Annotated in this window: 22 protein-coding genes and 4 pseudogenes; 11 read left to right on the top strand and 15 right to left on the bottom strand. The window is 45.5% G+C overall.

Annotated elements, in window-relative coordinates:
• Positions 1-228 precede the first annotated feature (228 nt).
• The 3 genes from RIG27_RS17240 to RIG27_RS17250 form a co-directional block, all read right to left on the bottom strand.
• A complete protein-coding gene (locus tag RIG27_RS17240) occupies positions 229-924 on the bottom strand; it encodes a hypothetical protein (protein ID WP_446347137.1) in 696 nt (231 codons plus the stop codon).
• A 95-nt stretch (positions 925-1,019) separates the two neighbouring features.
• Positions 1,020-1,160, bottom strand: coding sequence for a hypothetical protein (locus tag RIG27_RS17245; RefSeq protein ID WP_446347139.1), 141 nt, complete (start codon positions 1,158-1,160; stop codon positions 1,020-1,022).
• A 182-nt stretch (positions 1,161-1,342) separates the two neighbouring features.
• On the bottom strand, positions 1,343-2,332 hold the full coding sequence (locus RIG27_RS17250) for an adenosine kinase (protein WP_446347140.1): 990 nt from the start codon (positions 2,330-2,332) through the stop codon (positions 1,343-1,345).
• 382 nt (positions 2,333-2,714) lie between these two features.
• Between RIG27_RS17250 and RIG27_RS17255 the strand changes: the two genes are divergently transcribed.
• Positions 2,715-3,167 carry a DUF2267 domain-containing protein gene (locus tag RIG27_RS17255; protein ID WP_446347142.1) on the top strand — a complete coding sequence of 151 codons (453 nt, stop codon included), beginning with the start codon at positions 2,715-2,717 and terminating at the stop codon, positions 3,165-3,167.
• Positions 3,168-3,323: 156 nt separating this feature from the next.
• Here the strand turns inward: RIG27_RS17255 and RIG27_RS17260 are convergent, their stop codons facing one another.
• Together RIG27_RS17260 and RIG27_RS17265 are read right to left on the bottom strand one after the other, a co-directional pair.
• The gene (locus RIG27_RS17260) at positions 3,324-4,520 is read right to left on the bottom strand and encodes a glycosyltransferase (protein WP_446347144.1); all 1,197 of its coding nucleotides are present in this window, start codon (positions 4,518-4,520) and stop codon (positions 3,324-3,326) included.
• A 125-nt stretch (positions 4,521-4,645) separates the two neighbouring features.
• Entirely contained in the window at positions 4,646-6,349 is a 1,704-nt protein-coding gene (locus RIG27_RS17265; RefSeq protein ID WP_446347146.1) for a glycosyltransferase family 39 protein, read from the bottom strand.
• A 193-nt stretch (positions 6,350-6,542) separates the two neighbouring features.
• Between RIG27_RS17265 and RIG27_RS17270 the strand changes: the two genes are divergently transcribed.
• Both RIG27_RS17270 and RIG27_RS17275 read left to right on the top strand, forming a co-directional pair.
• Positions 6,543-7,343: a Uma2 family endonuclease gene (locus RIG27_RS17270; protein ID WP_446344615.1), complete on the top strand. Its 801-nt coding sequence runs from the start codon at positions 6,543-6,545 to the stop codon at positions 7,341-7,343.
• A 753-nt stretch (positions 7,344-8,096) separates the two neighbouring features.
• The gene (locus RIG27_RS17275; protein WP_446344613.1) at positions 8,097-8,906 is read left to right on the top strand and encodes an SDR family NAD(P)-dependent oxidoreductase; all 810 of its coding nucleotides are present in this window, start codon (positions 8,097-8,099) and stop codon (positions 8,904-8,906) included.
• A 55-nt stretch (positions 8,907-8,961) separates the two neighbouring features.
• Here RIG27_RS17275 and lexA read toward each other — a convergent pair whose 3' ends face one another.
• The 3 genes from lexA to RIG27_RS17290 all read right to left on the bottom strand — a co-directional run bounded on the left by lexA (position 8,962) and on the right by RIG27_RS17290 (position 11,101).
• A complete protein-coding gene (lexA, locus tag RIG27_RS17280; protein WP_446347149.1) occupies positions 8,962-9,567 on the bottom strand; it encodes a transcriptional repressor LexA in 606 nt (201 codons plus the stop codon).
• 318 nt (positions 9,568-9,885) lie between these two features.
• Entirely contained in the window at positions 9,886-10,803 is a 918-nt protein-coding gene (argF, locus tag RIG27_RS17285; RefSeq protein WP_446347151.1) for an ornithine carbamoyltransferase, read from the bottom strand.
• Positions 10,804-10,966: 163 nt separating this feature from the next.
• Positions 10,967-11,101, bottom strand: coding sequence for a hypothetical protein (locus RIG27_RS17290; RefSeq protein ID WP_446347153.1), 135 nt, complete (start codon positions 11,099-11,101; stop codon positions 10,967-10,969).
• Between the two features lie 17 nt (positions 11,102-11,118).
• On the opposite strand from RIG27_RS17290, the gene RIG27_RS17295 reads away from it, so the two are divergent.
• The 4 genes from RIG27_RS17295 to RIG27_RS17310 all read left to right on the top strand — a co-directional run bounded on the left by RIG27_RS17295 (position 11,119) and on the right by RIG27_RS17310 (position 17,830).
• Positions 11,119-13,482, top strand: a complete 2,364-nt coding sequence (locus tag RIG27_RS17295; protein ID WP_446347155.1) for an adenylate/guanylate cyclase domain-containing protein — start codon at positions 11,119-11,121, stop codon at positions 13,480-13,482.
• A 198-nt stretch (positions 13,483-13,680) separates the two neighbouring features.
• The gene (locus tag RIG27_RS17300; RefSeq protein ID WP_446347170.1) at positions 13,681-15,315 is read left to right on the top strand and encodes an alpha/beta hydrolase; all 1,635 of its coding nucleotides are present in this window, start codon (positions 13,681-13,683) and stop codon (positions 15,313-15,315) included.
• 582 nt (positions 15,316-15,897) lie between these two features.
• Positions 15,898-16,854 (top strand): tRNA pseudouridine(55) synthase TruB, encoded by a 957-nt coding sequence (truB, locus tag RIG27_RS17305; RefSeq protein WP_446344599.1) that lies wholly within the window; start codon positions 15,898-15,900, stop codon positions 16,852-16,854.
• A 142-nt stretch (positions 16,855-16,996) separates the two neighbouring features.
• Positions 16,997-17,830 (top strand): DUF4231 domain-containing protein, encoded by an 834-nt coding sequence (locus tag RIG27_RS17310; RefSeq protein ID WP_446347157.1) that lies wholly within the window; start codon positions 16,997-16,999, stop codon positions 17,828-17,830.
• 288 nt (positions 17,831-18,118) lie between these two features.
• On the opposite strand, the gene RIG27_RS17315 is transcribed toward RIG27_RS17310, so the two are convergent.
• The 7 genes and pseudogenes from RIG27_RS17315 to RIG27_RS17345 form a co-directional block, all read right to left on the bottom strand.
• On the bottom strand, positions 18,119-19,075 hold the full coding sequence (locus RIG27_RS17315; protein ID WP_446347158.1) for an ATP-binding response regulator: 957 nt from the start codon (positions 19,073-19,075) through the stop codon (positions 18,119-18,121).
• Between the two features lie 107 nt (positions 19,076-19,182).
• Positions 19,183-19,311 (bottom strand): hypothetical protein, encoded by a 129-nt coding sequence (locus tag RIG27_RS17320; protein WP_446347160.1) that lies wholly within the window; start codon positions 19,309-19,311, stop codon positions 19,183-19,185.
• Positions 19,312-19,338: 27 nt separating this feature from the next.
• A pseudogene (locus RIG27_RS17325) lies at positions 19,339-20,130 on the bottom strand (ATPase domain-containing protein); the annotation flags it as partial.
• The gene (locus tag RIG27_RS17330; RefSeq protein ID WP_446347162.1) at positions 20,115-20,393 is read right to left on the bottom strand and encodes a sensor histidine kinase; all 279 of its coding nucleotides are present in this window, start codon (positions 20,391-20,393) and stop codon (positions 20,115-20,117) included. The pseudogene RIG27_RS17325 and the gene RIG27_RS17330, both read right to left, overlap by 16 nt.
• The gene (locus RIG27_RS17335; protein WP_446347171.1) at positions 20,390-21,226 is read right to left on the bottom strand and encodes a PAS domain-containing protein; all 837 of its coding nucleotides are present in this window, start codon (positions 21,224-21,226) and stop codon (positions 20,390-20,392) included. The genes RIG27_RS17330 and RIG27_RS17335 overlap by 4 nt, the downstream gene beginning before the upstream one ends.
• Before the next feature lie 45 nt (positions 21,227-21,271).
• Positions 21,272-21,754 (bottom strand): annotated as a pseudogene (gene iscB / locus RIG27_RS17340) (RNA-guided endonuclease IscB); the annotation flags it as partial.
• A pseudogene (locus RIG27_RS17345) lies at positions 21,754-21,948 on the bottom strand (MBL fold metallo-hydrolase); the annotation flags it as partial. The pseudogenes iscB and RIG27_RS17345, both read right to left, overlap by 1 nt.
• A 176-nt stretch (positions 21,949-22,124) precedes the next feature.
• Between RIG27_RS17345 and RIG27_RS17350 the strand changes: the two are divergent.
• From RIG27_RS17350 to RIG27_RS17365, 4 genes and pseudogenes are all read left to right on the top strand, one after another.
• Complete coding sequence (locus tag RIG27_RS17350) at positions 22,125-22,946, top strand: TrmH family RNA methyltransferase (protein WP_446347164.1); 822 nt, start codon at positions 22,125-22,127, stop codon at positions 22,944-22,946.
• Between the two features lie 513 nt (positions 22,947-23,459).
• Positions 23,460-23,867 (top strand): hypothetical protein, encoded by a 408-nt coding sequence (locus RIG27_RS17355; RefSeq protein ID WP_446347166.1) that lies wholly within the window; start codon positions 23,460-23,462, stop codon positions 23,865-23,867.
• A gap of 361 nt (positions 23,868-24,228) precedes the next feature.
• Positions 24,229-26,073, top strand: a complete 1,845-nt coding sequence (locus tag RIG27_RS17360; protein ID WP_446347168.1) for a S8 family peptidase — start codon at positions 24,229-24,231, stop codon at positions 26,071-26,073.
• 190 nt (positions 26,074-26,263) lie between these two features.
• A pseudogene (locus RIG27_RS17365) lies at positions 26,264-26,470 on the top strand (hypothetical protein); the annotation flags it as partial.

A 26,470-nucleotide genomic window follows, 5' to 3' on the forward strand; every position in this document is an offset into this window, starting at 1 on the left:
CCAAACTGTTAGTTAAAACGGCTCCAAATTCAGTTATACCGTGATTTTATGCCTCCACAGTCTAAGTTAACTCGAAATAACGCCCAAAATCCTTGCTTAGCAAGGATTTTGGGCGTATTCTGATGCAATTTAGCATAACAGCTACGGAAGAGCCGTAGAAAACAAGGGAACAGGCAACAAGCACAAGCTACTCATGGATAAAGGGGGTTCCTGTCGTCGGATTTGGTATCACCACATCATCACGGCTGTTTCTCCGGCGCGATCGCTATAGTAGATACGGATACGTAAAACATATCGACGCCCCCGAAATAACCTGACCTTAATCTCAGCATTGTAGTCTTCACCACTATCGTCATCTCCGGTAAGATAACGAAGTTCACCGTCAACTTCTTCAAACAGCACCATAACCGTGTCTGATGTGCCAAACGTGCGAATCATATAGGATCGCGTCGCATCAGGTTCGATCCGGAAATTCATTTGTTCCCCAGGTGTGAGGGTTAAGGGAACCGATTGAAAGGGTTTTAGTTCGGTGTAATCCTTCTCTTCTAAAGGTGGGTAAAACTGCTTAACCCAAGTCTTATCCCGTTCCGATAATCCAGGTTCTGGAGTTAACCCATTTTGATACTGTGGCGGTTCTTTAATTAAACCCGCGCCAAAGGGATAGTGCATAACTGAGTTGGAGTCCCAGTTTGACCCTTGCACCATATCCGGGTTAATCTTGCGAATGATTAAGATTGTGCCGTTTACCCATTTTTTATCCAGGAATTGGATCAGATTGGCACGATTGCGATCTACAATCTCTGACAAGTCACGCGGCGCTACTTCAGGGAGTGAACAATAGGAATAGTTTCCGCCTTCGTCAGCGGATATGGATGCCGTTGATTGCTCTTGTTCATTGAACGGGTTGGTATTTGATTGAACCATCGGAGTTCTCCTAATTTAATAATTTGTCATTCGTCCTTCGTCATTCGTCCTTCGTCATTTGTCATTTGTCATTCGTTAGGATTTACGCAAAGGCTCTATATGTAGGGTGTGTTAGCGTAGCGTAACGCACCATTGCCACGATAGTTGGCGTAGCTGCGTAAGTCCTGATTCGTCAAGTCGGGGCGGGCGCGAGTTACATCTGGGTGTAACCAAAAAGGTAGTAAGCTGTAACGCATTTAATTTGATAAGGCAATCTAAGCTATCAAAGGGTTTCAGGAGCTAAATTATTGGATTTAGCTGCATAGCAGAGCAGCTTAGTGAAAGTTAGCCCCTACATAATCTCCCCCATCTCCCAGACGTGCCATGGCACGTCTCTACAAGCTTTTTCTATTCAGCTTTCTGCCTGCTTGCTGTAGAATTATCCATCTAATAAAGAACGAGTGTCTTTTGTGTCCATGCGTGGACCGAAACTCGTCACCAACTTTGCCGCCGCTTTAGATCCTAACTCTCCGGCTTGAGCATAAGTCATACCATGAGTCAGTCCGTAAAGCACCGCGCCAGCATACATATCCCCTGCACCAACGGTGTCAACTGCTTTAACAGGTACTGGCTCAATCTCGATTATCTCTTGTCCATCAAAGATTACCGATCCTTTCGGTCCACGGGTAATCGCAAACCCCTTAGCCAACCCTTTGAAGTAATCAACAGCAACCGTGATATCCTCAGTGTCCGCCATTTTTAGGGCTTCACTTTCATTCGCAAATAGGAAATCCACGCCCGAACCGATGATTTCAAGTAATCCATCTTTAAAGAACTTCACCATATTGAAATCAGACAGGGATAGAGAGACCTTTTGACCTGCGGCTTTGGCAAGATCTCTGGCTTGAATCGCCGCCGCTTTACTGGCAGCACCCGTGACCAAATACCCTTCAATATAAGTATATTTGGACTGTGCGATCGCGTCGGGGACTAATTCCGCTTCTGAGAAGCTTGCAGAAATTCCCAGAAAGGTGTTCATCGTGCGATCGGCATCCGGCGTCACAAACACTAAGCATTTACCCGTAATTCCAGCTTCAGGAGGATGGTATTGCAGGTTTGTGTCAACCTTAAAGCGGAGCAAATCCCCCAGGTAAACCTGTCCGTCTTCATCATTGGCGACTTTACAAGAATAGAACGCTTTACCCCCAAATTGGCTCAGGGCAATCATTGTATTTGCCGCCGATCCCCCACCGCCGCGCTTCATTGACTGACCATCTAAGCGTTTCAGGATCTTATACTGATGATCTTCTTCAATTAAAGTCATCACCCCTTTATCAATGTTCAGTTCCTGGAGTAGCTCTGGGGAAACTTCTAATTCAATGTCCAGTAGGGCATTACCGAGACCATATACATCGTATTGTTGAGTCATTCTCCTTACTTACTCTAACTGCTATCCTATATTGCCATCCTTTATCCCCAAAGTGTTAGTATGAGCTGAATTTGATATCACATCTGCCTGGATAACCTCTGCCACACTCAAAAATGAGCTTACTATTCCTCAAAATGAGGGTTCTTTACCATAACCTCCCAGTATGTAACCTGAATAGGATAAAATATGCCTCTTGAGGTAGATGCCAGCCCTAACGCTGCTATCCTAGGTTAAAGTGTTAACCCAGAACCTGAACAATCCTCAAAATAATCTGAAATTCATACAAATCGTTTTTCTGTCTTTACTGGAACATTCAGATAAAACTGGGAAATCAGGACATTAAATTGTCCCCAACCGTAACCTGAAACACAAGGAGAAGAGTATGCCCGACAATACAGTATTCTTAGAAAAAGTTAAAAAGCAGGGTCAATTAGAAGACATCTACGACGCCCGCGATGTCACTGAAGTCGTGTTCCGCACCATGCGTGACTTAATGAACACAGACGCTTCAGATCGGGTCGAATCAGAATTGCGTCAAAACGATGGATCTGTACCGACTCCAGCCGAAGAGCAGCAAAAAGAGATTGCTGATCTGTGGAAAGATACTAATCCAATTGTCAGCTTCCTAAGCCGAATTCGTCCCCCTCTCAATTTTGATGCTGATACCTTCTTGTTTAGAATCCGTCAAGAAGCTAGCTTACCCAAAGGCGTTAGCCCAGAAACCGTGGTTAAAGCCATCTTTTCCGCCACAAAAGATGAGTTGTCTGAGGAACGAGTCAAAGAAGTTGCTGAGTTTTTACCGTCTAAAATTAAACAAATGTGGCAGCAAGCCTAGTTAGTCATTTGTCATTTGTCCTTGGTCATTTGTCATTTGTCCTTTGTCATTTGTCCTTTTTTTGAATGTGTAGGGGCGGGTTTTACCAATAACGCTGCGGTTCCAACCACTAACTTAACTAAACCCGCCCCGACCCAGTCCGATAATTTTTGAATATTATCGTCGCACATCAGTGACACGCCAACTCAGCTTAAGATTGATCCAGAAATTCCACACCGTCACCGCCGCGATCGCGATTAACTTAGAAACATATTCATTGATGCCAAAGGCATTAAACAACAAATTCACCAGTAAAACATTGAGAATGAGTCCGGCTAAACAGACTAAATTGAACTTTAAAAATCGCTCCAGTCGCTGACGCCATCCCCGTTGATGTCTAGAAATATCGCCAAACGTCCATACATCATTCCACAAGAAATTATTGAGAATTGCGACTTCTGCTGACAGAATCGCACTGCGGGTTAATCCCAATTCTACATGCTCTCGCAGCAGATAAAAGACCGCCATATCCACAAAAACTCCACTGAAGCCGACTACACCAAAACGAATAAATCGACCAATGGGTCCCAAGGATAAACGTAAGCGTAGTAAGTGTTGCAAATACTCTACATACTGTTTCCACGTAACCTTACTTTCCCCCGCTTGACGCTCTTGAAACACATACCCTACTTCCCCAATCCAAGGAACTTTCCCTCGACCCAAGACTTCAATTAAAATTTTGTACCCTAAGGGACTCAGAGGACGACCGACTAAACATTGACGGCGCACCATAAAATAACCACTCATGGGGTCAGAAACCCGCCCGATGACTCCCGGTAAAAGAATTAACCCAATCGTTTGAGCGCCACGGGATAAAAAGCGGCGGATAATACTCCAATCACTCACACCACCACCTTCAACATGGCGACTCGCAGCGGCTAAATCTGCACCCCGTTGGATCTCACTCCATAGCTGCAATAACAATTCGGGGGGATGCTGGAGATCCGCATCAATTACCCCCAACACTTCTCCCCGCGCCACTTGCCATCCTCGAATCACGGCGGTAGAGAGTCCCCGTTCCTCAATCCGCCGCATGACTTGTAGCTGAGGATAATCCGCCGTGAGTTCCTGCGCCACTTTCCAGGTTTCGTCTGGGCTATTGTCATCCACGACAATTAGTTCATACTCCCCCGCTAATTGGGAATCGAGTAATCGGCTCAATTGCTCGACAATCTGGGGAATATTCTTCGCTTCTTTGTACGTGGGAATAATTAGGGAAAACCGTAAGGGACGTTCTTCCGTTGTGGCTAAGACAGTGGTTATATCGGGAACCACAAACGAACCGGACGGAACAGGGAGCAGGGAATTTGTCATTTGTCATTCGTCATTTGTCATTTGTCATTTGTCGTGGTTTTCCGACTATTTAAATAAGTTAATAGAGTTTGGTTAATTTCCACCAACCTACTTATCCTTAGAGTACGGATTGTATCATTCATCATTTATCTTTGAGACTGTTGATAGATATGGACGGTGAATTGGTCTATATCCATGGTTCCCAGGAGATTTTGGGTTTTGACTAGCTTATATTGAGGCATTAAAGCGGTTTGGATGTTTTGTTTAAATTTGAGTTTTTCTGCCTCGGTTTCGGGTTCTGACCAAACCGGATCACCACTATCTAACCATAAGACGCGAGAAAAATTGTCGGTTTGATTAGTCAAGGTTTGCTCTAACACTGGCGCCAGTTTCGCGGGGGATTGCGCCAATAAGGTGACGGGCAAATCTGGGGGAATATAATAGGCTAAACGGAGGACGTGACCCCAAGCCTGAGAATTCATAGCGATTAAGGTAGGAGTTGTCGGTTCTTGCTCGATGATGTCGGCAATTTGATGGAACATCCTGCGATCGCGTACTGTAAAATCCCCGATACTGATTATAAGGTAGAACCCTAACACTATCGCGGCGGCGAGGGGTCGCCATTTTCCCATTGTCCGCTCAATCCAGGCGGCAATTAGGAGCAAGCATCCGGGTAAAATAAAGATCATTGATCTCCCCCAGCCAAAACCAACGGTGAACTGACCCTTGACAATATCCACCATTAATGCTAATAAAAGCGGAAAAATCCCCAATAGCAACGCCACACCCAAAACCCTGTAGTGATGCTGACGCCACAGCCGGATACTACAGAAAATCAAGAGTGAGATCGCGCCTACCCCAGCGATAGTAGCACTGACAAGGGGTAAACTTGTCACCCAATCCCCCAACACTAAATGAATTCCTAGGGTTTGGGTGACTGCTTCTAGATGTCTCCCCACCGTTTCCATCCAGGTTTGAGTCCCGCCAAACCGTTCTAAATCAGCATTTCGTAGCTGTTGTCGGGTTCCCCATAATACCCAAGGAATCATCAATATGATCCCCGCCATAAACCGTAGTCCATGTTGCCACCAATGTTGCCGATCTAACCATAAGACTAAGATAGCCAGAGCGACGATAAAAAAGGCAAAGTAATAAAAGGTGAGGAACCCGGCGGTGATTGAGCCGATGAAGACCAGATTCCATAAGAGTTGAATGTAGAGACTCGAATGCTGACCTTCTTTGTGTCTCTTGTCTGGAAACCTCTGCTTTTGGGGATCAATTAATTCCAGCGCCGCCCAAGCACTGAGAATCACCCATAGCAGCAGTAGACCATACATGCGGACATTGAGCGAGTGAAAGAGATAATATGCATTAGTGCCTAAAAGAGCCGCCAATAACAAGCCCCCGTAATGACCCAACACACGACGACCGAAACCGTAGGCGCTACCGATTGCACCGATACTGAATAAAACGTTTAAGCTGCGCGTAGCCGCTACCCCATTACCGAACAGTCGCAACCACAGATGTTGACCCAGAAAAAATAGAGGGGGATGGGGTTCAGCCGCTAATCCTTGGAGTAATTTTTTCAGAGTAGCTGGGATAGCACCAATGCCGTTTTCTACAGGTAAACTCAGTAACGGGGTATAGTCAGCTAAGGTAACAGGCAACTCCTTGGGCGTAGAATAGTACCCTTTTTGACCTGTAGACAGCAGCAGAGACAACACCTCGTCGTACCAAAATTCTCGGCTACTTAAGTTAAGGAGTCTTAACAGTACTGCGATCGCGATCGCGCTCAGTAACACCCAAGACAATGTGCGGGAGAGTTTAGACAGGGGGAAACTTTGGCTCATAGCGAGAGGGCGATAGAACAAAAGGGGGTTCTTTGCCAGTTTAATCGATGGTTTAGCCTTAACGATAGTAGGGCGAGTCGGTCAAATTAAAGGCTTTCCCCGTAATGATAGTTCAGCGACTTGCCCCTACACTAAATATCATCATCTATACATCATCTATACTGAAAACTACTGATTAAAAGGAAGCTTCGTCATGGTCAGCTCTCCTTCACCCTCTGAAACCCAACAAACCGATCGCGCTACCGATTTAGCTGAATCCGGCTGGCGTGTAGTCACTGTTAATCAACCTGACGGTACAATCACCCAAACCAAAGTGCCGCTTACTCCTGAAGAGTTTCTCCATCCCCAGGAGGGTTATCATTTGCCAAATAGTACCTTTCACGATGATATAGCAGGTCAGGCGAAAGATATCTTGACCCGCCGTTATGCTAATGACTCCACCACTGGAGTATTCCGCGACTTGTTAATTGAATGGGATAGTCCTGGACAAGGGGATCACTGTCCAGATACGTTTGTCGCCTTTGGTATTCGGAATAAAGGCGAAAATCGCTCCAAGTTCATTGTTGCTGATGAAGGAGTACGTCCTAGCTTCATTTTAGAAGTCGTTTCCCCTCGCTACCGCAAAGAAGACCGGGAAAAAAAGGTTTTAGAATATGCCCGTACTCGAGTAAATGAGTACGTCATAATTGACCGCCGCCTGATGCGGGGACAGGTGATTGAAGACGTTTTAGGATACCGATTGGTTGAAGGGCTTTATCAACCGATTACGCCGGATGAAGAGGGACGCATTTACTGTTCCACTTTAGGAGTGCTGATGAGTTTGCACAATGGCGGTTTGGTAATTGAAGATGCGAATACGGGAGAACGTTTGCTCTCTTCTTTGGAACTTGAAGCAGCAAATCAGGAGTTAGAACAGCAGACTACAGAAATGGCGACATTGTTGGAGCGCTATCGAGAACGTTTTGGAGAGTTGCCGGATAATGAGGAGAGTTAGCAAGCTGCTGAAAAAGAGTACCTTGAATCAAGGTCAATGTATATTGAGTTAAGTCTTCACCTCGGTAAAACAACCAACCATTGACACCCAGTACCCCCAAACTCAGTTCCTTGTTGATTTTTCATTGTACTCGCGAAAGTTGAAGACAGCTACAGGTCAATCGGGTAAAGGACTTCAGCTTTTGTAAAGAAATGCTACGAGAAATTTATTAAAAAATGTTGCCATTATCTTGCAACAATTGCTAATGTATGCGTAATGAATCGTTTCTAGTAGAAGCTCGTCTATAGGAGGCTACTTGCATAAACACTGCGTTTATCTTGACTGTCAGGTGGTTGGCTGATGCACGCGAACTACCGACCGGATATGTATAGGGACACTCGATCAACAACTCACGCTTCCACATTCACCGAGTTCCCCTGGAGACATATCATGATCACGATTCACTCTTTGTAGATACAGCATGACTGGAGATCATGTTCGACTCACGGGTTAGCTTTTCATTCATAGAACCCGTTAATTTAAAAGATTTGATCACTGTTTCACCACCAAATAACTCGCCAGTTCACTCAAAAAATGGCGAAGGGTGAAACAAGTCCTACTCTTCAAAGTTTTAGTGCAACGACAGAGATAATCCGACGTTTTGATTACTTATGTCTCACTTCATGAGTCGGGCGGTTTGGAGGAATTATATACCCCTGAGCATGACTAATCGGAAAAAACCGAGTGAGACTCAACAAGATTGAGGTTTTTGCCATGAATATTCAAGGAAAGACTGCTTTGGTTACCGGAGCATCGCGGGGAATTGGTCGCGCGATCGCCCTCGAACTTGCCAAACAAGGTGTTAAGCGCCTAGTCTTAGTCGCACGCGATCGCCAACGTTTAGAAGCCGTGGCGACGGAGATTGAAAATTTAGGCGTCGAAGTCGCTATTTTGGCGTTAGATTTAACCCAACTGGTAGAGGTCAATGTGGCAATTGCTCGCGCTTGGCGTACTTACGGACCGATTCACGTCTTGGTTAACTGTGCAGGTGTTGCCCATCAAACTCCCTTTTTGAGAGCTAAACTGCCGAAGATGCAGGAGGAGTTGGCGATTAACTTGATGGGATTGTACACGATTACCCGTCTGCTTGCCAAACGGATGGCAGCTCAACGCCAAGGAATCATTATTAACGTCTCCAGTTTAATGGGCAAAGTCGCCGCGCCGACGATGGCGACGTATTCCGCCACCAAGTTTGCGATTTTAGGCTTCACCCAAGCGTTGCGGGGCGAACTAGCGCCCTATAATATCCGGGTGATTGCCTTGCTCCCCTCCCTCACGGATACCGATATGGTGCGGGGTTTACAGCTATTTCGCTGGGTGATGCCCATGACACCTGAGCAAGTCGCCAAAGCCCTAGTCACGGGACTGCAAAAGGATTCACCGGAAATCCTGGTGGGATGGCAAAGCCATTTAGCCGTGTTGTGCACTCGGATTGCGCCGTGGCTGATGGAGAAGGTATTAAAAATGGCAGCGCCTCTCTCCCGCACGGGTGGATTACCTCCTGTGGTTCCCAGTCATCGTTGAGCCGAATTGGACAATTGTGGATAAGTAACCAAGTAGGGGATAAGTAACCAAGCCCCTACTCAAAACTACGCCAGACTCCCACTAATACACCCTGTACCTCTACCTTTTCTGTTTCCACTTCTATGGGCGGATAATTAGAATTAGCAGGTTGCAGGGTGATCCTATCCTCTTCCCGATAAAAATGTTTTAGTGTTGTGCCGTATCCTTCGACTCTAGCGGCGACAATCTGACCATTTTTCAGTTGATCAGGTTCAGGAACAGGCTGCATAATCACCAAATCCCCTTCTCGAATTAAGGCTTCAATCATGCTATCTCCTGTAACCCGGAGGGCAAAATTACCGGGTTTGGTAAATAAACCGGACAAATCAATCCGATCCATCCCATCGGTAAAGGGTTCAACCATTCCCCCCGCCGCGATCGCACCCAGTACAGGTACTCCCGATGCTGTACTACCCAGAATCCGAATCGTCCGGGCTTTGCCTTCTGTCCAGTCAATGTATCCTTTGTTGCGTAAATGTTCGAGCCGACTCTGAATCGGTGCAGGCGATCGCAGGTTCATCGCTCGCATCATTTGCCGGATTGAGGGCGCGTGTTGGGCGGTTTGAATATAATCAACCAGCCAATCATAGAGTTCTTTCTGGGCTTGGGTGAGGGGTTCCATAATCCTATAAATTACACTCTTGTTTTGACGTTACAAGTTGTCAAGCAGATAGTTCCACCCTTCGACTTACCAGTCTTTATGGCAGTCAATCTGCCCTGTTCGGGTTAAATTGAAACCCATTATTCAACTCAACGAATACTATTTACTATAAGCTATTAGTAGTACTAATGTCCTATACTTGTCCCGTTAAAAGCAATGTTTAATCAGTTTTATGTAGGGGCGGGTTTCCCTATTAACGTTTTTGACCTCACCCAGATACAAGTAAACCCGCCCCGACTTAACCATAGGCTTTACCGTTAAACCATCCCCTCTGCCCCGTTAATCCGCGCCTAAAAGACTAGCGAGTAAAGCTTTCTGGGCGTGCATCCGGTTTTCGGCTTGATCCCAAATCCGCGATCGCGAACCTTCCATCACCGCTTCGGTAATCTCTTCGCCTCGGTGGGCGGGTAAACAGTGCAACACGATCGCATCCTTTGCCGCTAAACTCAAAAGTTGTTCATTGACCTGATACGGTAAAAAGACTGGAATTCGCGCATCGGCTGACGCCTCCTGACCCATACTTGCCCAGACATCGGTATAAATCACATTAGCGCCCTTAACGGCTGCCTTCGGATCATCCGTAATCGTCACTTCACTGTTGACCGCCAGTTGTTTAGCTCGATCTACAATTAAACTATTCGGTTGGTAAGCGGATGGTGTGGCAACTCTGACATTCATCCCCATGAGGGCGCATCCTACCATGAGTGAGTGAGCCACATTATTACCATCTCCCAAGTATACTACCGTCGCACCCGCTAGTGAACCGAAGCATTCTTGAATCGTCAACAAGTCTGCCAATACCTGACAAGGGTGTTCTAAGTCAGTCAGGGCGTTGATAATCGGAATCTGAGCATACTCAGCAAAAGTTTCTAGTTCTTTTTGCTCGAAGGTACGAATTGCTAAGATGTCCAGATACCGATCCAAGACCCGGGCTGTATCTACCACAGGTTCTCCTCGACCCACCTGGGTGACATTGGGGTTCAAGTCAATCACTTGACCCCCCAGTTGGTACATGGCCACCGAAAAACTGACTCGGGTTCGGGTCGATGCTTTATAAAACAAAAGCCCTAACACCTTATTGCATCGCAGGTTAACCTGACCGGTTTTCAACTGGATAGCTAGATGCAACAGTTCGTGAATTTCATCCGCACTCAGGTCAGCTAAACCTAACACGTCTCGTCCTTTTAATGCCGTCATGTTCCTTCTCCGATGACTCAGTGGATCAGCGCTTGCCAGAAAGCACATTGGCTGGGGCAATCTAACCCAGCACCAATTTTTACCGATGTCAGTCTCCTACGGCTACCCAGGTTTTGGCAAGAAGCACCGTGCTAAAAATTTAGCAGATTTTTATCGGATCAGTTTAATTTTGAGGCGGATGATGTAGAATAATAGTTTTTTTTCGGAAGCGTTGAGAACCGATCGCCAATACCAACTCTTGATCCCTGTAGATTCCGTGAGTTGGCATTGACTTGATTAAATCGATGCATTTAACCATCCTAAACTCTAAACCTTATGAAACGCTCCGTCATCCTTCTCTGTGTCGTTGCCATTATTAGTACCAATCTTGGTTTTTTCTATCTGGCATCTGGGTATCTTACTGAAGAATTCTATCCCACTCAAAAACTCCTCTGGCTGGTTTTGAGCGTAGTGAGTCTGAGTTTAATTTTGGCACTCCCGATCGCCTTAGGATTGATTAAGGCTTTTTCTACTGTTCAAGATGATGCCGAAAACCCTCGGTTTGGTGAGGTTCCAGCCTCGCTCCCATTTCAGGATAACCCCAACCGTAAACAATCCGGCGATCGCATCCCCTCAATCATCGCTGCCCAACTCGCCACGAACCAAGCCTTAACCACCAATAAAGATACCACCCTCCCCGTTCTCAACCAGCCCGTTAATCAACAGCCACCCTTTCGCGATCGCCTCCAGGAAATCGCTGACGATTTGTCTGATCAAGACCTTGATTTTCTTTCACAGGAGTCAAATGCTAACCCTTCTGCATTGATGGCAAACGTTAAGCGGGTTGCCAATTTTACCGATACCCTTTTCGATGCCTTCAGCTTAAAGTCCAATCCTCCTCAACCTCTTAATTCGTCAGTCGATCTACGCTCCATCACTCAAGACGTGTTAGAGCTTTGTCAACCCTTAATCCGGCAAAAAAATTTACAATTACGCAACTCCATCGCTGCCGATTTCCCCCAATTTAAGGCTGATGCCGATCAATTGCAGCAAATTTTGTATAACTTAATGATTGACATGATTAAGTTTACTGAACAAGGCGCGATCGACGTTTCAGCCACTATCACCCCTGATCAATTAAAACTGACTATCGCTGATATCGGCATCACTATTCCGGCAGAGCAATTACTAGAGAATGCCTATAGTGCCACCATCCAACAGTACGGCAGTACTGCCGTAGGATTGATCTTGACCCGACGTCTAGTCGAACTCAATGGGGGTCAACTCCGGGTTGAATCAATCGGCAACCAGGGTTCACGCTTTATTTTGACGCTACCCATTTCTGGAAATCAACAAACCCGATTAGCGGCGTCTGGGGAAAAGCCTCTCTCTCTAGTAAAACCCACCAATAAAATACCAGCCAAATTTAAAAACCCCCCTGTTTTTAGCCAATCATTCAAGATTTTAATTGTAGACAATGAATCTGTCAATTGGCAACCCCTGATTAAGCTATTTTTGTCTTCTGCCAATTACGGCATTAAACGGGTATCTAATGGCAATCAAGCTTTAGCGGAAATCGAAAAAGGCTTTCAGCCTAACTTGCTGATTGTGGATGCCGTAATTTCTCCCATGGATGGCTATGAACTTGGTCAAAAAATTCGCACTTTTTTCTCAGCCAATGAATTGCCAATTATTCTCGTTGATGACAAAGAAAAACAACCGGATTGGCAAAAAATATGGAGCTACCGGATCAATGATTATTGGACGAAGCCGATTAAACCCAATGAGATGATTGCTCGAATTAATCCTTATCTGAAACTGAACCAGATCAATGCCAACTGCGACCGCTTCATTCCGCCTAAATTACTACAGATTTTAGGGTATACCAACCTCGGTGAGGCTCAATTGGGGGATTGCGTTCAACGGGATATGACGATTATGTTTGCCGATATTCGGTCATTTACCACTCTATCTGAGAAAATGTCGCCCCAGGAAAATTTTGATTTCATCAACAATTATTTTAAGAAAGTTGTCCCCACCATCCGTCAGCACAATGGTTTTGTGGATAAGTACATCGGGGATGCGATCATGGCAGTCTTTCCCGAAAAAGCTGAAGAAGCATTAGACGCGGCGATTGAAATGCAAAAACAGATCGCTATCTATAATGGTAAGCAGGAAGAAAACGGAACCCTACCGATTTCAGTTGGCATGGGACTCCACAGTGGTAGTCTGATGTTAGGTACCATTGGAGAAGAACAACGGATGGAGGCAACAGTCATTTCTGATGCCGTGAATCTGGCATCTCGCTTGGAAGGATTGACGAAGATTTTTGGCGCGTCGATTATCTTTAGTGAAAAGTTTTTGCTGAGTCTGGATAATCCGTTAAGCTATAATTACCGATTTTTAGGGAAAGTTCCGGTCAAAGGAAGAAAAAAAGCGGTTTCCGTCTTTGAAGCCTTTGATGGTGAACCCCTGACGTCGGTTAATCTAAAAATTAAGCATCGAGGCAAGTTTGAGTTGGGTATTCATCTTTTTTATAGCCGAAAATTTGCCGAAGGATATAAAATATTTAAAGGAATTTGTCAAGAAAATAATCAGGATAAAACGGCTCTATTTTACATGAAGCGTTGCCGCAAGTTCCACAAGCTATGGATGTGGGGGCAATGGGATGATTTTAATAGCAAGAGATATCAATTTTAAATTATGAAAAGTAAGACAGAAGGCTGTTTGAAGGTAGCACCGAATAAAAGCGATTGGAAATCGTGGAACCAGACGAAACCAAGTCTGCCTGGGCGGACTAACAGAAAATTAAGGGTTTGGCAACCCGCGTTAGCGAAGCTTGCCGAAGGCAAGGCGGGTTTCTTTTGTGTAGCTGCGGTTTCAACCGCCCTATTGAGAATGGTGGTGATGGCGACTCCAGTTCAGAGTGCGACGAAAATTTATATTCCCTATGGTCCGTTAGAATTTTCTCTGTCCATTGAGACACTGGAAATTTACGCCACCGAGGGTAAAATTGAGCCGGAGTTGGCGTTTTATGCTAACTATGTGGAACCGCAACAATTAGAACGATTGCGGCAAGTTTTAGTTACCCCCATCGATGTGAGTCCAGTCGCGATCGCACAGTTTCTCTATTCGCCTCAAGGGGAAGCCATCCTGGAACGGTTGGGGGAAGTGATTCAAACTAAAGCCGGTCAAGAGGGATTTTATGCGATTCGGGCGGCATTAATCAAAGCGGCGGCTGAACCGGAGGGGCTAACCTTATTAAATGTACTGCGGGAGTTTCCCACTTATGGTATACGGATTAACTCTGCCCGGAGTTTTGAGATCATTGAGGAACTGTCTCGGTTAAGTCGGCAAACTCAACAAGCGATCGCAGGGGTGAATCAGGAGGCGATGGCAGAAGTTCAAGCCCAGATTGAGTCACTGTTTCCCCAAATGCCACCCGACTTTTCCGAATTACCTGACTTGCGGGAACCGGGACCCATTGCCTATTCTAAACAAACCCTGACATTGAATGATCCCAGTCGTGGACGCCGATTTCCGGTGGATTTGTATTTACCGTCTTCGATATCTGCTGGGGAAGGATTAACTCCCCTAATTGTAATTTCCCACGGACTCGGTTCTGATCGGATGACGTTTGAATATTTAGCCGAACATTTGGCGTCTTATGGGTTTGCCGTAGCCCTACCGGAACATCCTGGCAGTAATGCCGAACAATTACAAGCCCTGAGTCGAGGACTAGCCAGTGAGGTGACGCCACCGTCAGAATTTATTGACCGTCCCTTGGATATTACCTTTTTACTGGATCAACTAGAACAGTCCTACGCAGGACAGTTAAATCTGAACAATGTTGGTGTATTAGGTCAATCCTTTGGCGGTTACACGGTGTTGGCGCTAGCGGGTGCTGAACTTAATTTTGAGCGATTGCAGCAAGTTTGTGATCAGTCAGAAGATTCCTTAAATGTATCGCTGCTGCTGCAATGTCGGGCATTAGAATTACCCATGGCGGACTATGACTTTCGTGATCCACGGATTCAAGCCGCGATCGCGATTAACCCCGTGGGGAGTGCTATCTTTGGTAAATCGGAATTTGCTCAGATTCAAATCCCCCTGATGCTGATTTCCGGGAGTAATGACACCGTAGCACCTGCCCTGCCGGAACAGATTCAACCCTTTACCTGGCTAACCACGCCGAACAAGTATCTGGTATTGCAGAATGAAGGCACTCACTTTTCTAATCTGGGAGTCTCGACAACAGCGGTAGAATTGCCGCCAGAAGTGATGGGTCCTGATCCCGCGATCGGGCTTGCTTATACCCAAGCGTTGAGTGTTGCCTTTTTTGAAGTCTATATTGCGGGTCAACCTGAATACCAACGTTACCTCAATGCGGCTTATGCACAATTCCTCAGTCAAGACCCCATGCCGTTGAGTTTAGTGGAATCTTTAACCCAAAATCAGCTTTCTGAACAGACGGATGAACCGCAAAACTCCTCACCCCCACCACAGGCACCGTTTTTGATTCCGCTTCGGTAAACTTATGTTTCAGATTTTTGTAGTTTTTAAACAAATGTAAAAGACTCTATCAAGGGGTTGCCTATCTCAGAGAACGTGCTAAATTGAATATAAAGCTAAATCACTTCTGGCGACAGATAAAACAGCTTAGTCTACAAATGTTGAATGAAGTTAGGAGGAAGAAAAAACCTGTCTCATTTAATATCTGTCTCATCAGAAGATAGCAACAAACACCATAACAACAGCAACATTCATCGAGAACGTTGATAGTTCCTCAAATAGAATCTGGGAAGCTGCGTGACTGAATAATTGATTGATCAGTACCACTTCAAGTTTCATTGCCCACAGGAGGAAATCACTCAGCCAGTATTGCTTGAATGTTGTTGTTGTTTATCGCAACACTGATTTCACGGATTTATATAAACGGTAGGGGTGGGGTGTGAGAGGTTAGTCGCACTGATTTCACAGAGGTGTTGGTGGTGAGGGGGCAAAGGATGATTAAGATTGTTGGGGAGATTGTTTAGTTCTCTGTGACAATCTGTGTTATTCACGATTGAGTCTTCTGGAGAATGTCATTGCTATCTGTCTAATCTGTGTTGAAGAATGCAAGGATTTTTGAATTTAAACAAATCGGCTGGATTTACCTCTCACGACTGTGTGGCGAAAGTGCGGCGTTTACTGCGCCTGAAGCGAGTTGGACATGGGGGAACGTTAGATCCATTGGCTACAGGGGTTCTGCCGATCGCACTGGGTAGAGCGACCCGATTGTTACAGTATATGACCTCAGAGAAGGCATATCAGGCGACGATTCGGTTGGGCGTGAAGACAACAACCGATGATTTAGAGGGAGATATTGTGGCGACTTCCTCCGCCTCTGGGTTAACCCTGGAAACAGTTGTGCCGTTACTGCAACAGTTTCAGGGAAAAATTGAGCAAATTCCCCCGATGTACAGTGCGGTTCAGGTTCAGGGAAAACGGCTGTATGAGTTAGCGAGGGCGGGTAAAACGGCGGAAATTCCTAGACGACAGGTTGAAGTGTATCAGATTGAGGTATTAGAGTGGCGTCCAGGGGAATTGGCAGAATTGGATGTGGCGATCGCCTGTGGTGCGGGAACCTATATTCGCTCCATTGCCCGTGATTTGGGAGAGGTTCTCAAGACGGGTGGAACCTTGGCGTCTCTGATTCGTACCCAAAGCAGTGGATTTACGCTGGATAATAGCTTGAGTTTAGAGGAATTGGCAGTACAGGTACAAGCCGGAATCTTTACTCCAATTTTACCTGAAGCCGCATTAAAACATTTAGAGAAGGTTATTTTATCGCCAGATCATGCTCGTCGTTGGTGTCAGGGTCAACGGATAAAGATAGAGGGCGGGGTGCAGAAGATAGAAGAAGATGATAACGGTATAAATAAACAGAATATGAATCAAGATACTTCGACTGATTCTGTTGCTAATATTCGGCGAGTTCACCACGAAGATGGTAAGTTTCTGGGTATTACTGAGGTGATTGAATCAGACGCTGAGGTATGGCTTGCGCCTAAGATGGTTTTGGCAAATTAATGGATAAGCCACCGGAGAAGGGCGGGTTTAGTTAAGTCATCTCCCTATCCCCTAAATTATTAATGGGCAAGCTTTTCCGGGTTGACTTAGTTAATTCAGGCATGACATAATATACTGTTAAAACCATAGACAATATTCAAGTATGACTACTCTCAAACCGACAAATCCATCTGATCCGTCTCAGGCAGGAGAAACAGGTTCACCCTTATGGAGGTTGCCGATTCCCTGGATCAAGATTGGACAATACCTGTTCGTGGCGGCATTGATTTGTACAAGTATCATTAGCTTGGTTATTGAGAACAAAACAACTCTGGTTATCTGGATAGCTGTTTTCGTCTCATTTTTGGTGTTTCTTGTCTTGCTCGATAGACAGCTAGCTCAAGCAGCAAGTCGTCAAATGCAGCTTGAAGTTGCCAAACGAGCGGAAATTTATCAATATCTCGTTGATGAACAACAACAACCGGGTAGCAATCCGATCACGGTAGCCAGAGAAAATGCTTTGCAGTATTGCCAAGAACTGATTGAGGACTATAAGAAAAGCCGCCAGACGTCCAGGAATATCTATTATACGTTCCAAATGGCAACGATTGTCTTTTCCGGGATTACTCCAATTCTGGTGTTGGTTGATAAGTTAGATATTGGTGTAGTTTGGTTTAAGTGGTTACCTGTTATTTTTCCAGCGATCGCTTCTATTGTTGCCAGTGTGGTAACGTCATTTCCTTTTCAAGAAAATTGGATTTCGGCAAATGCGGCAGTTGAATTGTTAGAAGCAGAACGAGAAAAATTTATATTGGGAGTGACTCAGGCGTATCGTTGCTATGATATAGCTGATGAATCTCAACGTAAGAACAAGCTGAAACAGGCAATTGAGAATTTTATTAATCAGGTGAATACGCTCCATCTGAAGCAGGTGCAAGAATCCTCAAAAACTCAGCAACAGCAAGAGGATAAAGAAACCAATAAATCAGCGGGATAAAACAGGTAAAACAGCCCTAATCCCATTGTCAATCACCATAAGCTGTTCGGCATTTAAACCTTAATGTCAATAATGGCTCTCATCCTTGTAGTGCGAGCATCTTGCTCGCTACTAATACCCAATTTAAATCCATGACAGCCACCGGAGAAGGGCGGGCGCGAGTTATAGCAACCGCCATAGCGGTTAGGACACATCATTGTAGAGACGTTGCATTTTAGTCTCTACAATGGTGCTCTTTACCTTAAGTTGACACCAATGATAGACGTGCGCCCTCATCCCGTAGGTTTATCACTGAATCAAATTCGCGATCGCATCCACAATCTGCTTCGGTTCCACAGGCTTGGCGATATGACGATTAAACCCCGCTGATAGAGCCTTTTCATAATCCGTCTCTCCGGCATACGCTGTCAGTGCGATCGCGGGAACCAACCCGCCGCGATTAGGTGGTAGTTCTCTCACCTGGCGAATGAACTCATAGCCATCCATTCCAGGCATCCCAATATCACTGATTAACACATCCGGTTGCCCTTGAGAAAACACAGCCAGCGCCTCATGGGCTGAAGTCACCCCCTCAACCCTGGCACCATAGCTTTCTAAGATAATCGTGAGCAAGTCGAGCGTATCCACCTCATCCTCCACCAGGAGTACCGTCACCTCGCTTAAATCTAAACCCTCATCGTTTGGCGAGGAATTCTGAGGATTAATGGGCGAATCCGAGATTAGAGGTAACGTCACCGTAAACGTTGCGCCCTGCCCAACTCCGTCACTTTCCGCCTCAATTCTCCCCCCGTGCAGTTCAATCAAGTGGCGGACAATGGCTAACCCCAATCCCAACCCGCCTACACTTCGGGTTGTCGTACTATTCTCTTGCCGAAAATAATCAAAGATGTAGGGAAAAAAGTCGGGATTGATCCCCTGCCCCGTATCGCTGACTTGGATTTGTGCATGGGAGTCAATCGCTTGTAATCGCACCGTGATCCGTCCACCCCTAGGTGTAAACTTCACCGCATTGGAGAGCAGATTCCACACCACTTGCTGGAGACGGTTGGGATCACCCGACACAAATCCCACCGTTGAATCCAATTGGGTGTCAATGTCAATCGACTTGGCGACGGCGGCTAAACGCATGGTTTCAATTGCTGTTTTAATCACCCGCACCAAGTCTACTCGCAAGGTTTGTAGGCTCAACTTGCCGCGTAAAATCCGCGAAACATCGAGTAAATCATCAATCAGTTGGGCTTGCAAGGAAGCATTCCGTTCAATGGTTTCTAAAGCCTAGTCTTGTAGAATTAGAAGGTTCAAGTCATTTGTCATTTTTCATTCGTCATTCGTCATTCGTCATTCGTCATTCGTCATTCGTTTTTTGTCAGGGAATAGGCAATAGGCAATAGGCAATAGGCAAGGTAGAGTTTTGAGTTAGCTTCCCCTGCTCCCTCAGCTCCCCCAGCTCCCACAGCTTCCCCTGCTCCCAGACGTAGCATGCTACGTCTCTACAACCCCATCTTCCCTTAAGTCTCTTCAAACAAACTACCCAGGCGGTCAATTTCACTCTGATTCATATAGGTTGGAGTACCGGAGAGAATGCCAGTAATGTTGCGGAATGGTTTGCCGATGTGCATCCCGCTTTCATTAATGGTAAACTCGCGAATTTCCTTATCATGTTTTGAACCGCGCATTTTTAGCACCGTTAAGCCCCGGCGAATTTCTCCATAAACTTCCACATAGCGTAGTAATATAATTGAATCGGTATTGGTAGAAATATGGGATTCGGTGACCGACATTCCGCCCATGAGCGATGTTGTATTCGCCGTGAGTAGTCCCATAATTCGCTCGTCTTTTAGGATAGCCTTTAGGCTGAGGATAAATTCCCGAAATCCTTTGAATGGGGCAAGCTTTTCCAATGCTGAAACGCTATCCACTGCCACCCGATCCGGCTGAAACTCTTCGATGATTTGTTTAATTTTCACCAGATGATTTTCCAGCCCTGTTTCTTCAGGATAGCGACAGACAATCTTCAGGTTGCCATCTCGTTCCATCTGCTCAAAATCCCTGCCCCAGCCAGCCGCATTTCTAAATAACTGCTCCCGGCTTTCCTCAAAGGCAAAGAGCAAACATCGTTCTCCCTGGTTAACACCCCCTGCCAAAAATTCGGTCACAATTAAAGTTTTGCCTGTACCTGTCGCCCCCGATATCAAAATAATCGAATCGCGGAAAAACCCACCTCCACACATACCATCTAATTCAGCATTGCCTGATGTAACTCGCTGTCTAGAGGATTTTCGCTCTAATTTTGATTGACTGGAACAAAGGGTTGAGCTTGAGTCATCACCCGCGATAACATCAATAAATCATTGATAAAGGTTTGCATTCGCTCTTTGACCTGACGCATCCGTCTCAGGTACTCCTGCCCTTGTTCATCTAGAACCTGACCATAGTCTTCTGTAAGCAAGTCATTCAGCATTTGCATTTTATGCAGGGGGGAGAGTAAATCGTGGGACACGACATAAGCAAAGTCTTCTAATTCCCGATTACTGCGTTCGAGTTCAGTCACCAGCTTTTTCATCTGAGTTTGAGTTTGTTTGATCTGAGTAATATCTTGAATTTGCCCTGACCCTCAGGCGTCACCAAAGCTTCACCCGTTGCAGCATCATCAAAAGCACGGCGAAAGCGTTCTTCACTCTGGCGAAGTTGTTCTTCAATTTGTTTCACTTCGGTAATATCTCGCCCTTCGGGAATCAGCAACACCACTTGTCCGGTATCATCGGCAACAGACTTGAGGGAAAAATCAATCGTGGCAATCCGATCGCCTGCCCCTTGCACCTCAACTTCATAGCGGATAAACTCACCTTGAGCCGCTTGTGCGATCGCGTCTTTTAATTGGGCTTGAGTTTGGGCTGAAATCGTCCACCATCTTACTTGCCAAAAGGGTTTACCAATCACCTGATCGTGCCGCAATCCGCCAAAATCCAGGGCAGTTTGGTTAACTTCGAGCAATGTACCATCGGGTTTGAGTAAGCCGATAAACTGAAACGTCTGGTCAAAAATGGCATGGAATTTCTGTTCACTGGCTAACAGCGCCTGTTGAAACTGTTGTCGCTGGGCATCAATGGCATTCAATCGCCTAGCATTACACCAAATTAATGCACCAAAAATAATGATTGCCAAGACACTGCGAAAAGCAAATCCAAAGACAGGCGGATAGAGATCAGCGCGAAAGCCCAGTAATACCAACCAGCCCAACACAGGCGGAATACTAATCACCACTGGGAGGAGACGTCGTGCCATAATACCCCCAGCGCGATCGCTAATCACCACCTTCATCGCCCCCCAATTGGCAGAAGCACCGAGAATCCCGATCGCCAGTAAAATAAAGCTAATGGCAGTATGAATTGCCATGCCTGTATAAGAACCAACACTATAAAAGAGAGGAACTTGGTACGTTTTGGCTTGAGCTAGGACTCGCTTGAGGATTTCAGGCTTCTTTTTTAGGAATTCTTCAACGGATTTGTTCCCTTTAGCTTGGTTGCAAGAATGACAACTAAGACAAAGATTGCTGACTCGGTTTGAACCGCCCTTACTTTTTGCCAGAATGTGTTCAATCTCGAACGGAACGTTTTTCGCGCCACAGTAAGCACATTTTCTGTCCCATTTTTGAAGTATATACTCTTTAACTTCAAAACCGAATAACTCACCCCTTTGGTACTCAACCCCACTAATTTCAGGATTTTGCATTTGCTGAAGGTCAAACCTTACCAGTTCTTGAGAGATGGCTGAAATCGGACAGAGTTTTCTAATCCGTCGTACCCAAGTTTCAATGTTGGCAATCCGACTCTCCAGCGATGGTGGTAGCCATCCGATTTTACGGGTTCTGTTTAGGAAACGAGGCTGGCGGTAACGGGTTTTACGGTTACGCCGTCCCCCGCGTCATCCCCGGTTAACTGAATTTCCACATCGCGAGTCTTGGCGGTAATATCATCACGATGCAGAATGCGATCGCAACCAAAATGATCTCGAAATTTTTGATGGTCAGCAATATCATCGCGATGGGTAAGATACAGATAGCGAATATCTCCCTTCTCTTCTAACCGTTTCACCAATGCTGGCGTAAATCGGGGCGAATAATTGCATTGATTAGCATTATACGGAACACACCGATGTGCATTGGTATCAACTTGAGCTTCAAAAACAAAGCAATACCTTGAGACAAACCCCACCCTAACCCTCCCCTTATCAAGGGGAGAGAACTCGAATTCGTATTCCCCCAACCCATCCGAAAACACATCCTAACCTAACCATGAAAACTAACCAAACCAAGCATCCCAGAGATAAATTTATTACAGTTTATGGCAGAAAACCCGTATTAGAAGCCCTATCCAACCCAGATATTATTATCGATAAACTCCTAATCGCCAATAATGCTAGAGGCGAATTCATTGACGAAATCGTAAAACAAGCCAAACAAAGCGGTGTCAAAATTTCGCGAGAATCACCCAAATACATTACCCGAATTTCGCGCAACGGTCGTCATGATCAAGGCGTCGTTGTCGATGTAATTCCACCTGCCATGGAAGCCCTATCCACCTATTTAGAACGCCAACAATCTCATCCCCCCAACCAGAAACATCAAACCCGCCAATTCTTAGCCTTAGATGGCGTCAAAAATCCCAGTAATGTCGGCATGATCATCCGCACTTGCCTAGCCGCTGGCTTTGACGGAATTATCCTCCCCCGAAAAGGATGTCCTGATCTGAATCCTCTCGTAATTAAAGCCTCAGCAGGTACAGCATTTTATACCAGAGTATTGCGCTGTGCTGAACTATCTGAAGCCCTCCAGCAATTGCGCCAAGCCAACTATACAATTTATGGATTGAGCGGCACAGCCACCTCAACACTCTATAACCTATCCTTTTCTCCCTTTTCCGTATTTGTCCTCGGAAATGAAACCGAAGGAATTCATTCCGATCATCACCAATTAATTGATACATGGGTATCAATTCCAATTAACTCCCCAGCCGAATCCTTAAACGTCGCCTCTGCCGCCGCCGTCGTGTGTTTTGAATTAAAACGTCAACATTTAGAGCAGCGTTCCCGTCACAGCAATTCAATTAACCTGTAGGTTGGGAAAACGTAAGGAAACCCAACGGATACCAAATCCGGATTAGCTAATTATAATCCAGTCCTTACCTTGCGGACTTGGTTTGTGTAGTTCCGCGATTTCAATCGCCTTTTCATATAAAAACAAACAATAACCAATGGCTAGCAATTCAAAATATTAAATAATCGATTATCTATTTTCCAGTATAAAATCAATGAATGCTGATAAAAAAATATCGGCACTGGATTTCACGTACATAATAGTCAGCCGAGATGAGCCTAATAATGTTCGTTGTAACTTCTTCCCTGTTCCCTGTTCCCTGTTCCCTGTTCCCTATTCCTTATCCCTAATTCCCTAAAAAATGACAGGTTAAGGGTATTAGGAAAAAGGAGAACACAGCAACAAGCAATTGATCAATTAGTCGGGTTAGCCCAAGAGAACCCACGGCGGCGCAATATCCTGGAAATACTAGCCAACTGGCGCATCAATGTGAGTAGTAGTGAAACATTAAGTAATGCAGATCGGGAGTTGATCATGAACTTATCACCAGCGTATTTTAAATGGCGGGAAGAGGCTGTATCAGAAGGCAGGCGGCAAATGTTGGAAAACTTTCTGAGAGTGCGGTTCGATGAAATCGATGCAGCATTAGAAAGCGCGATCGCACCGATGTTACAGTTACCACCAGATGTGTTGACTCGTCTGCTGTTTAACCTTTCCAAGGAAGAGTTATTACTGTGGTTTGGCAAGGGTTATGGGCAAGATCAGAGATTAGAAGAAGGGGGACGAGAAAAGGTGGAGAACCTGCTGAGAGTGCGGTTAGGTGAGGTTGATCAGGAGTTAGCAGGCGCGATCGCATCCATGTTAGAGTTACCCCATCAAGAGTTGACTCCTTTGCTGTTAACGCTTTCTCGTGAGGAATTATTAGAACGGTTTGCTGGGTAGAAATGCTTGATTATTGGGCAGCGTTTACATTACAAGGAGAATGGAATTAAATCCCAAAATTGTCTCAAACGGTAGGGTGCGTTAGCGCAGCGTAACGCACCGAACTATCGCCATACCGAACCGAAACATGGTGCCCTGCGGCGCACTTAGGTGTTTAAATGATAAACGTTAATCCTCAAATGTGCCTAACGCATCCTATACAACATGGTGCCCTGCGGCGCACTTAGGTGTTGAAATGATAAAAGTTAATCCTCAAATGCGCCTAACGCACCCTACAACTTATAATTATACTCTCTGATTTGCATAAGCTTCCCTACTCCAGAAGTAGAGATACATCGTAGCGTATACAAGGATACTCAAGATGAAGCGATTTGTATCTGCCATTTTAATCACAGCCTGTTTGTGGAACATTGACAATCTAGGTTCACATCCTCAAGCGTCTCTAGCTCAAACCCAACCGACTGAAGCACTATCTTACTCATTCTATGGCAAACAAATTCCCCTAAATCTACGTAACGATGTGCTGGCGGTTCGCTTCAAAGCTATTCAGCCGCGAGGGAATAAACCCCTATATTTGCAACTCCAAGACGATTTAACTACAAGGAGAATTCAAGGGCGAGGTTCGACGTTACAACCGAATACAAACTTACAAGTTGACCCTCTCGGTAATCAGTTAGCGTTGGTTCGGCTTCCGGCTGGGGTGCGAACATCTACCCGGTTGTTAACCAATCAGATTCAACAACAGCCTTATGTTGAGGAAACCCTACCCGTTCTCAACCAAGGGGAATCTGAGGATAGGGAGAATGAAAATTTGATTGTTCTCCCCAATGAAATCATCATTAGTTTTGCACCAGAGACATCCGAAACCCAGAAGCAACAAGTGTTGGACGAGCAGAACTTAGAAATCATTCGTCCCCTCCGCTTCAGTCAAAATCGCTATGTCGTCCGGTCAAAATTGGCATCAGGGACAGAAATAATTACCGTTGCCAATCAACTCAATCAAGTCAGTGGGATTCAGTCAGCGACACCTAATTTTATTCAAGCCATTCCGGATAAATTTGTTCCCCAAACCAACCTGATTAATTCTAGCCAAGAAATTCTTGATCCGGAGCGAATCCTGCAACAACGCCTTGCTCGTTTACCTAAGCCCAAAGACACTCCCTTTTCAACCGCCTTATTACCTCTACTGTGGCATCTCGATAGTACACCACAACGAGGCAAATTTTTACCTCGTACCGATATCGGCGCGATCGCGTCTTGGCAAGCCAGCCAGGGTGGGGATGGGGTTGTGGTTGCGGTGATTGACAGTTTGATCCAGTGGGATCACCAGGATTTAGCGAGCAATATTTATACCACAGATCATTACTCTGACAAACTCCCCGGTGAGGTCAAGGGGTGGGACTTTTCTAGTTCTGGACAAGGCGATCCCGATACTCGATTGAGTCTGAATGAACGGGATATTATTCAGCCCCATTTTCGCCATACCTTTGAGCTATCTTGCCAGGAAATGGTGGAAGAGTATAAAAAAGTAGCCTTACTATTAGCTCAGAACGACCCTGATGCGTCTGCTTGTGAAATTGGAACTTTAATTAAACAATACTTTCGCAGTAAGATAACATCTGAATTTCATGGAACCTGGGTGTCTGGTGTGGTTGCGGCGCATTCTCCAAATCAAAGCGGAATAGCCGGAGTTGCACCCCAGGCAAAAATTTTACCGATTCGCGTCTTTGGATTAAATGGTGCAATAGATTCCATCTCTTTAATTGAAGCAATTGGCTACGCGGCGGCACGAGATGCTGATGTAATTAATTTGAGTTTAGGCGGATTAATGCCTCATCAAGCATTAAATGAACAAATCTTGAGTGTTTTAGAGGCAAATCCTCAACTGGTAATTGTGGCTTCAGCCGGGAATGAAAATCGGTCTGGAATTAGTTTCCCGGCGGCTATTCCCCAAGTTCTTTCTGTCGGGGCGACGAATATGCAAGGTGAGCGCAGTTCCTATAGTAATTATGGCAAAGGGTTGGATGTGGTTGCTCCTGGTGGAGATATCAGTCGCAGTTTAAGTGGGGGTATTTTAACCACCGGAGGGACTGGATTATCATCATTATGGCAAGGGATAACGAAACCTGACTATGCTTGGGGATATACTCTCGATCCCTTGGGTAACTATGTGCAAGTTCAGGGAACGTCTCTACAACAGCATTGATGAGCGATAAAATAAACAAATTAATCCTACATTATTGTTTTTTATTTAAATATCGTTAGGCATAAACTCCAGGATAAAATCCTTGTATAACGAACAAAAAACTCCAATCGGTGTGGGGGTTGAATGACAGCAGCTTATGCCGGAACGGGAGTAATAAGTTATCGGTTTTATCATCCCTGTTCCTTGACCTATGACACGACAACCTCATGACCAATTTGCCAAGCAGTATTTGGAAGAATTATTAGCGCTACTGGGGACAGTAGAAACTAGCCGAGATGTACCCAGCGAAGTGCGCCAGGTAGATGTTTGGTTTGTACCAGCACCCTCTCCCTCGACAGATTCTTCTAATCTGGGATTATTGGGTAAAATGGCAACTACCGCTTGTCTATTTGAACCG

Origin of the sequence: Coleofasciculus sp. F4-SAH-05, from assembly GCF_040222985.1 — a bacterium.
GTDB lineage: Bacteria > Cyanobacteriota > Cyanobacteriia > Cyanobacteriales > Coleofasciculaceae > Coleofasciculus > Coleofasciculus chthonoplastes.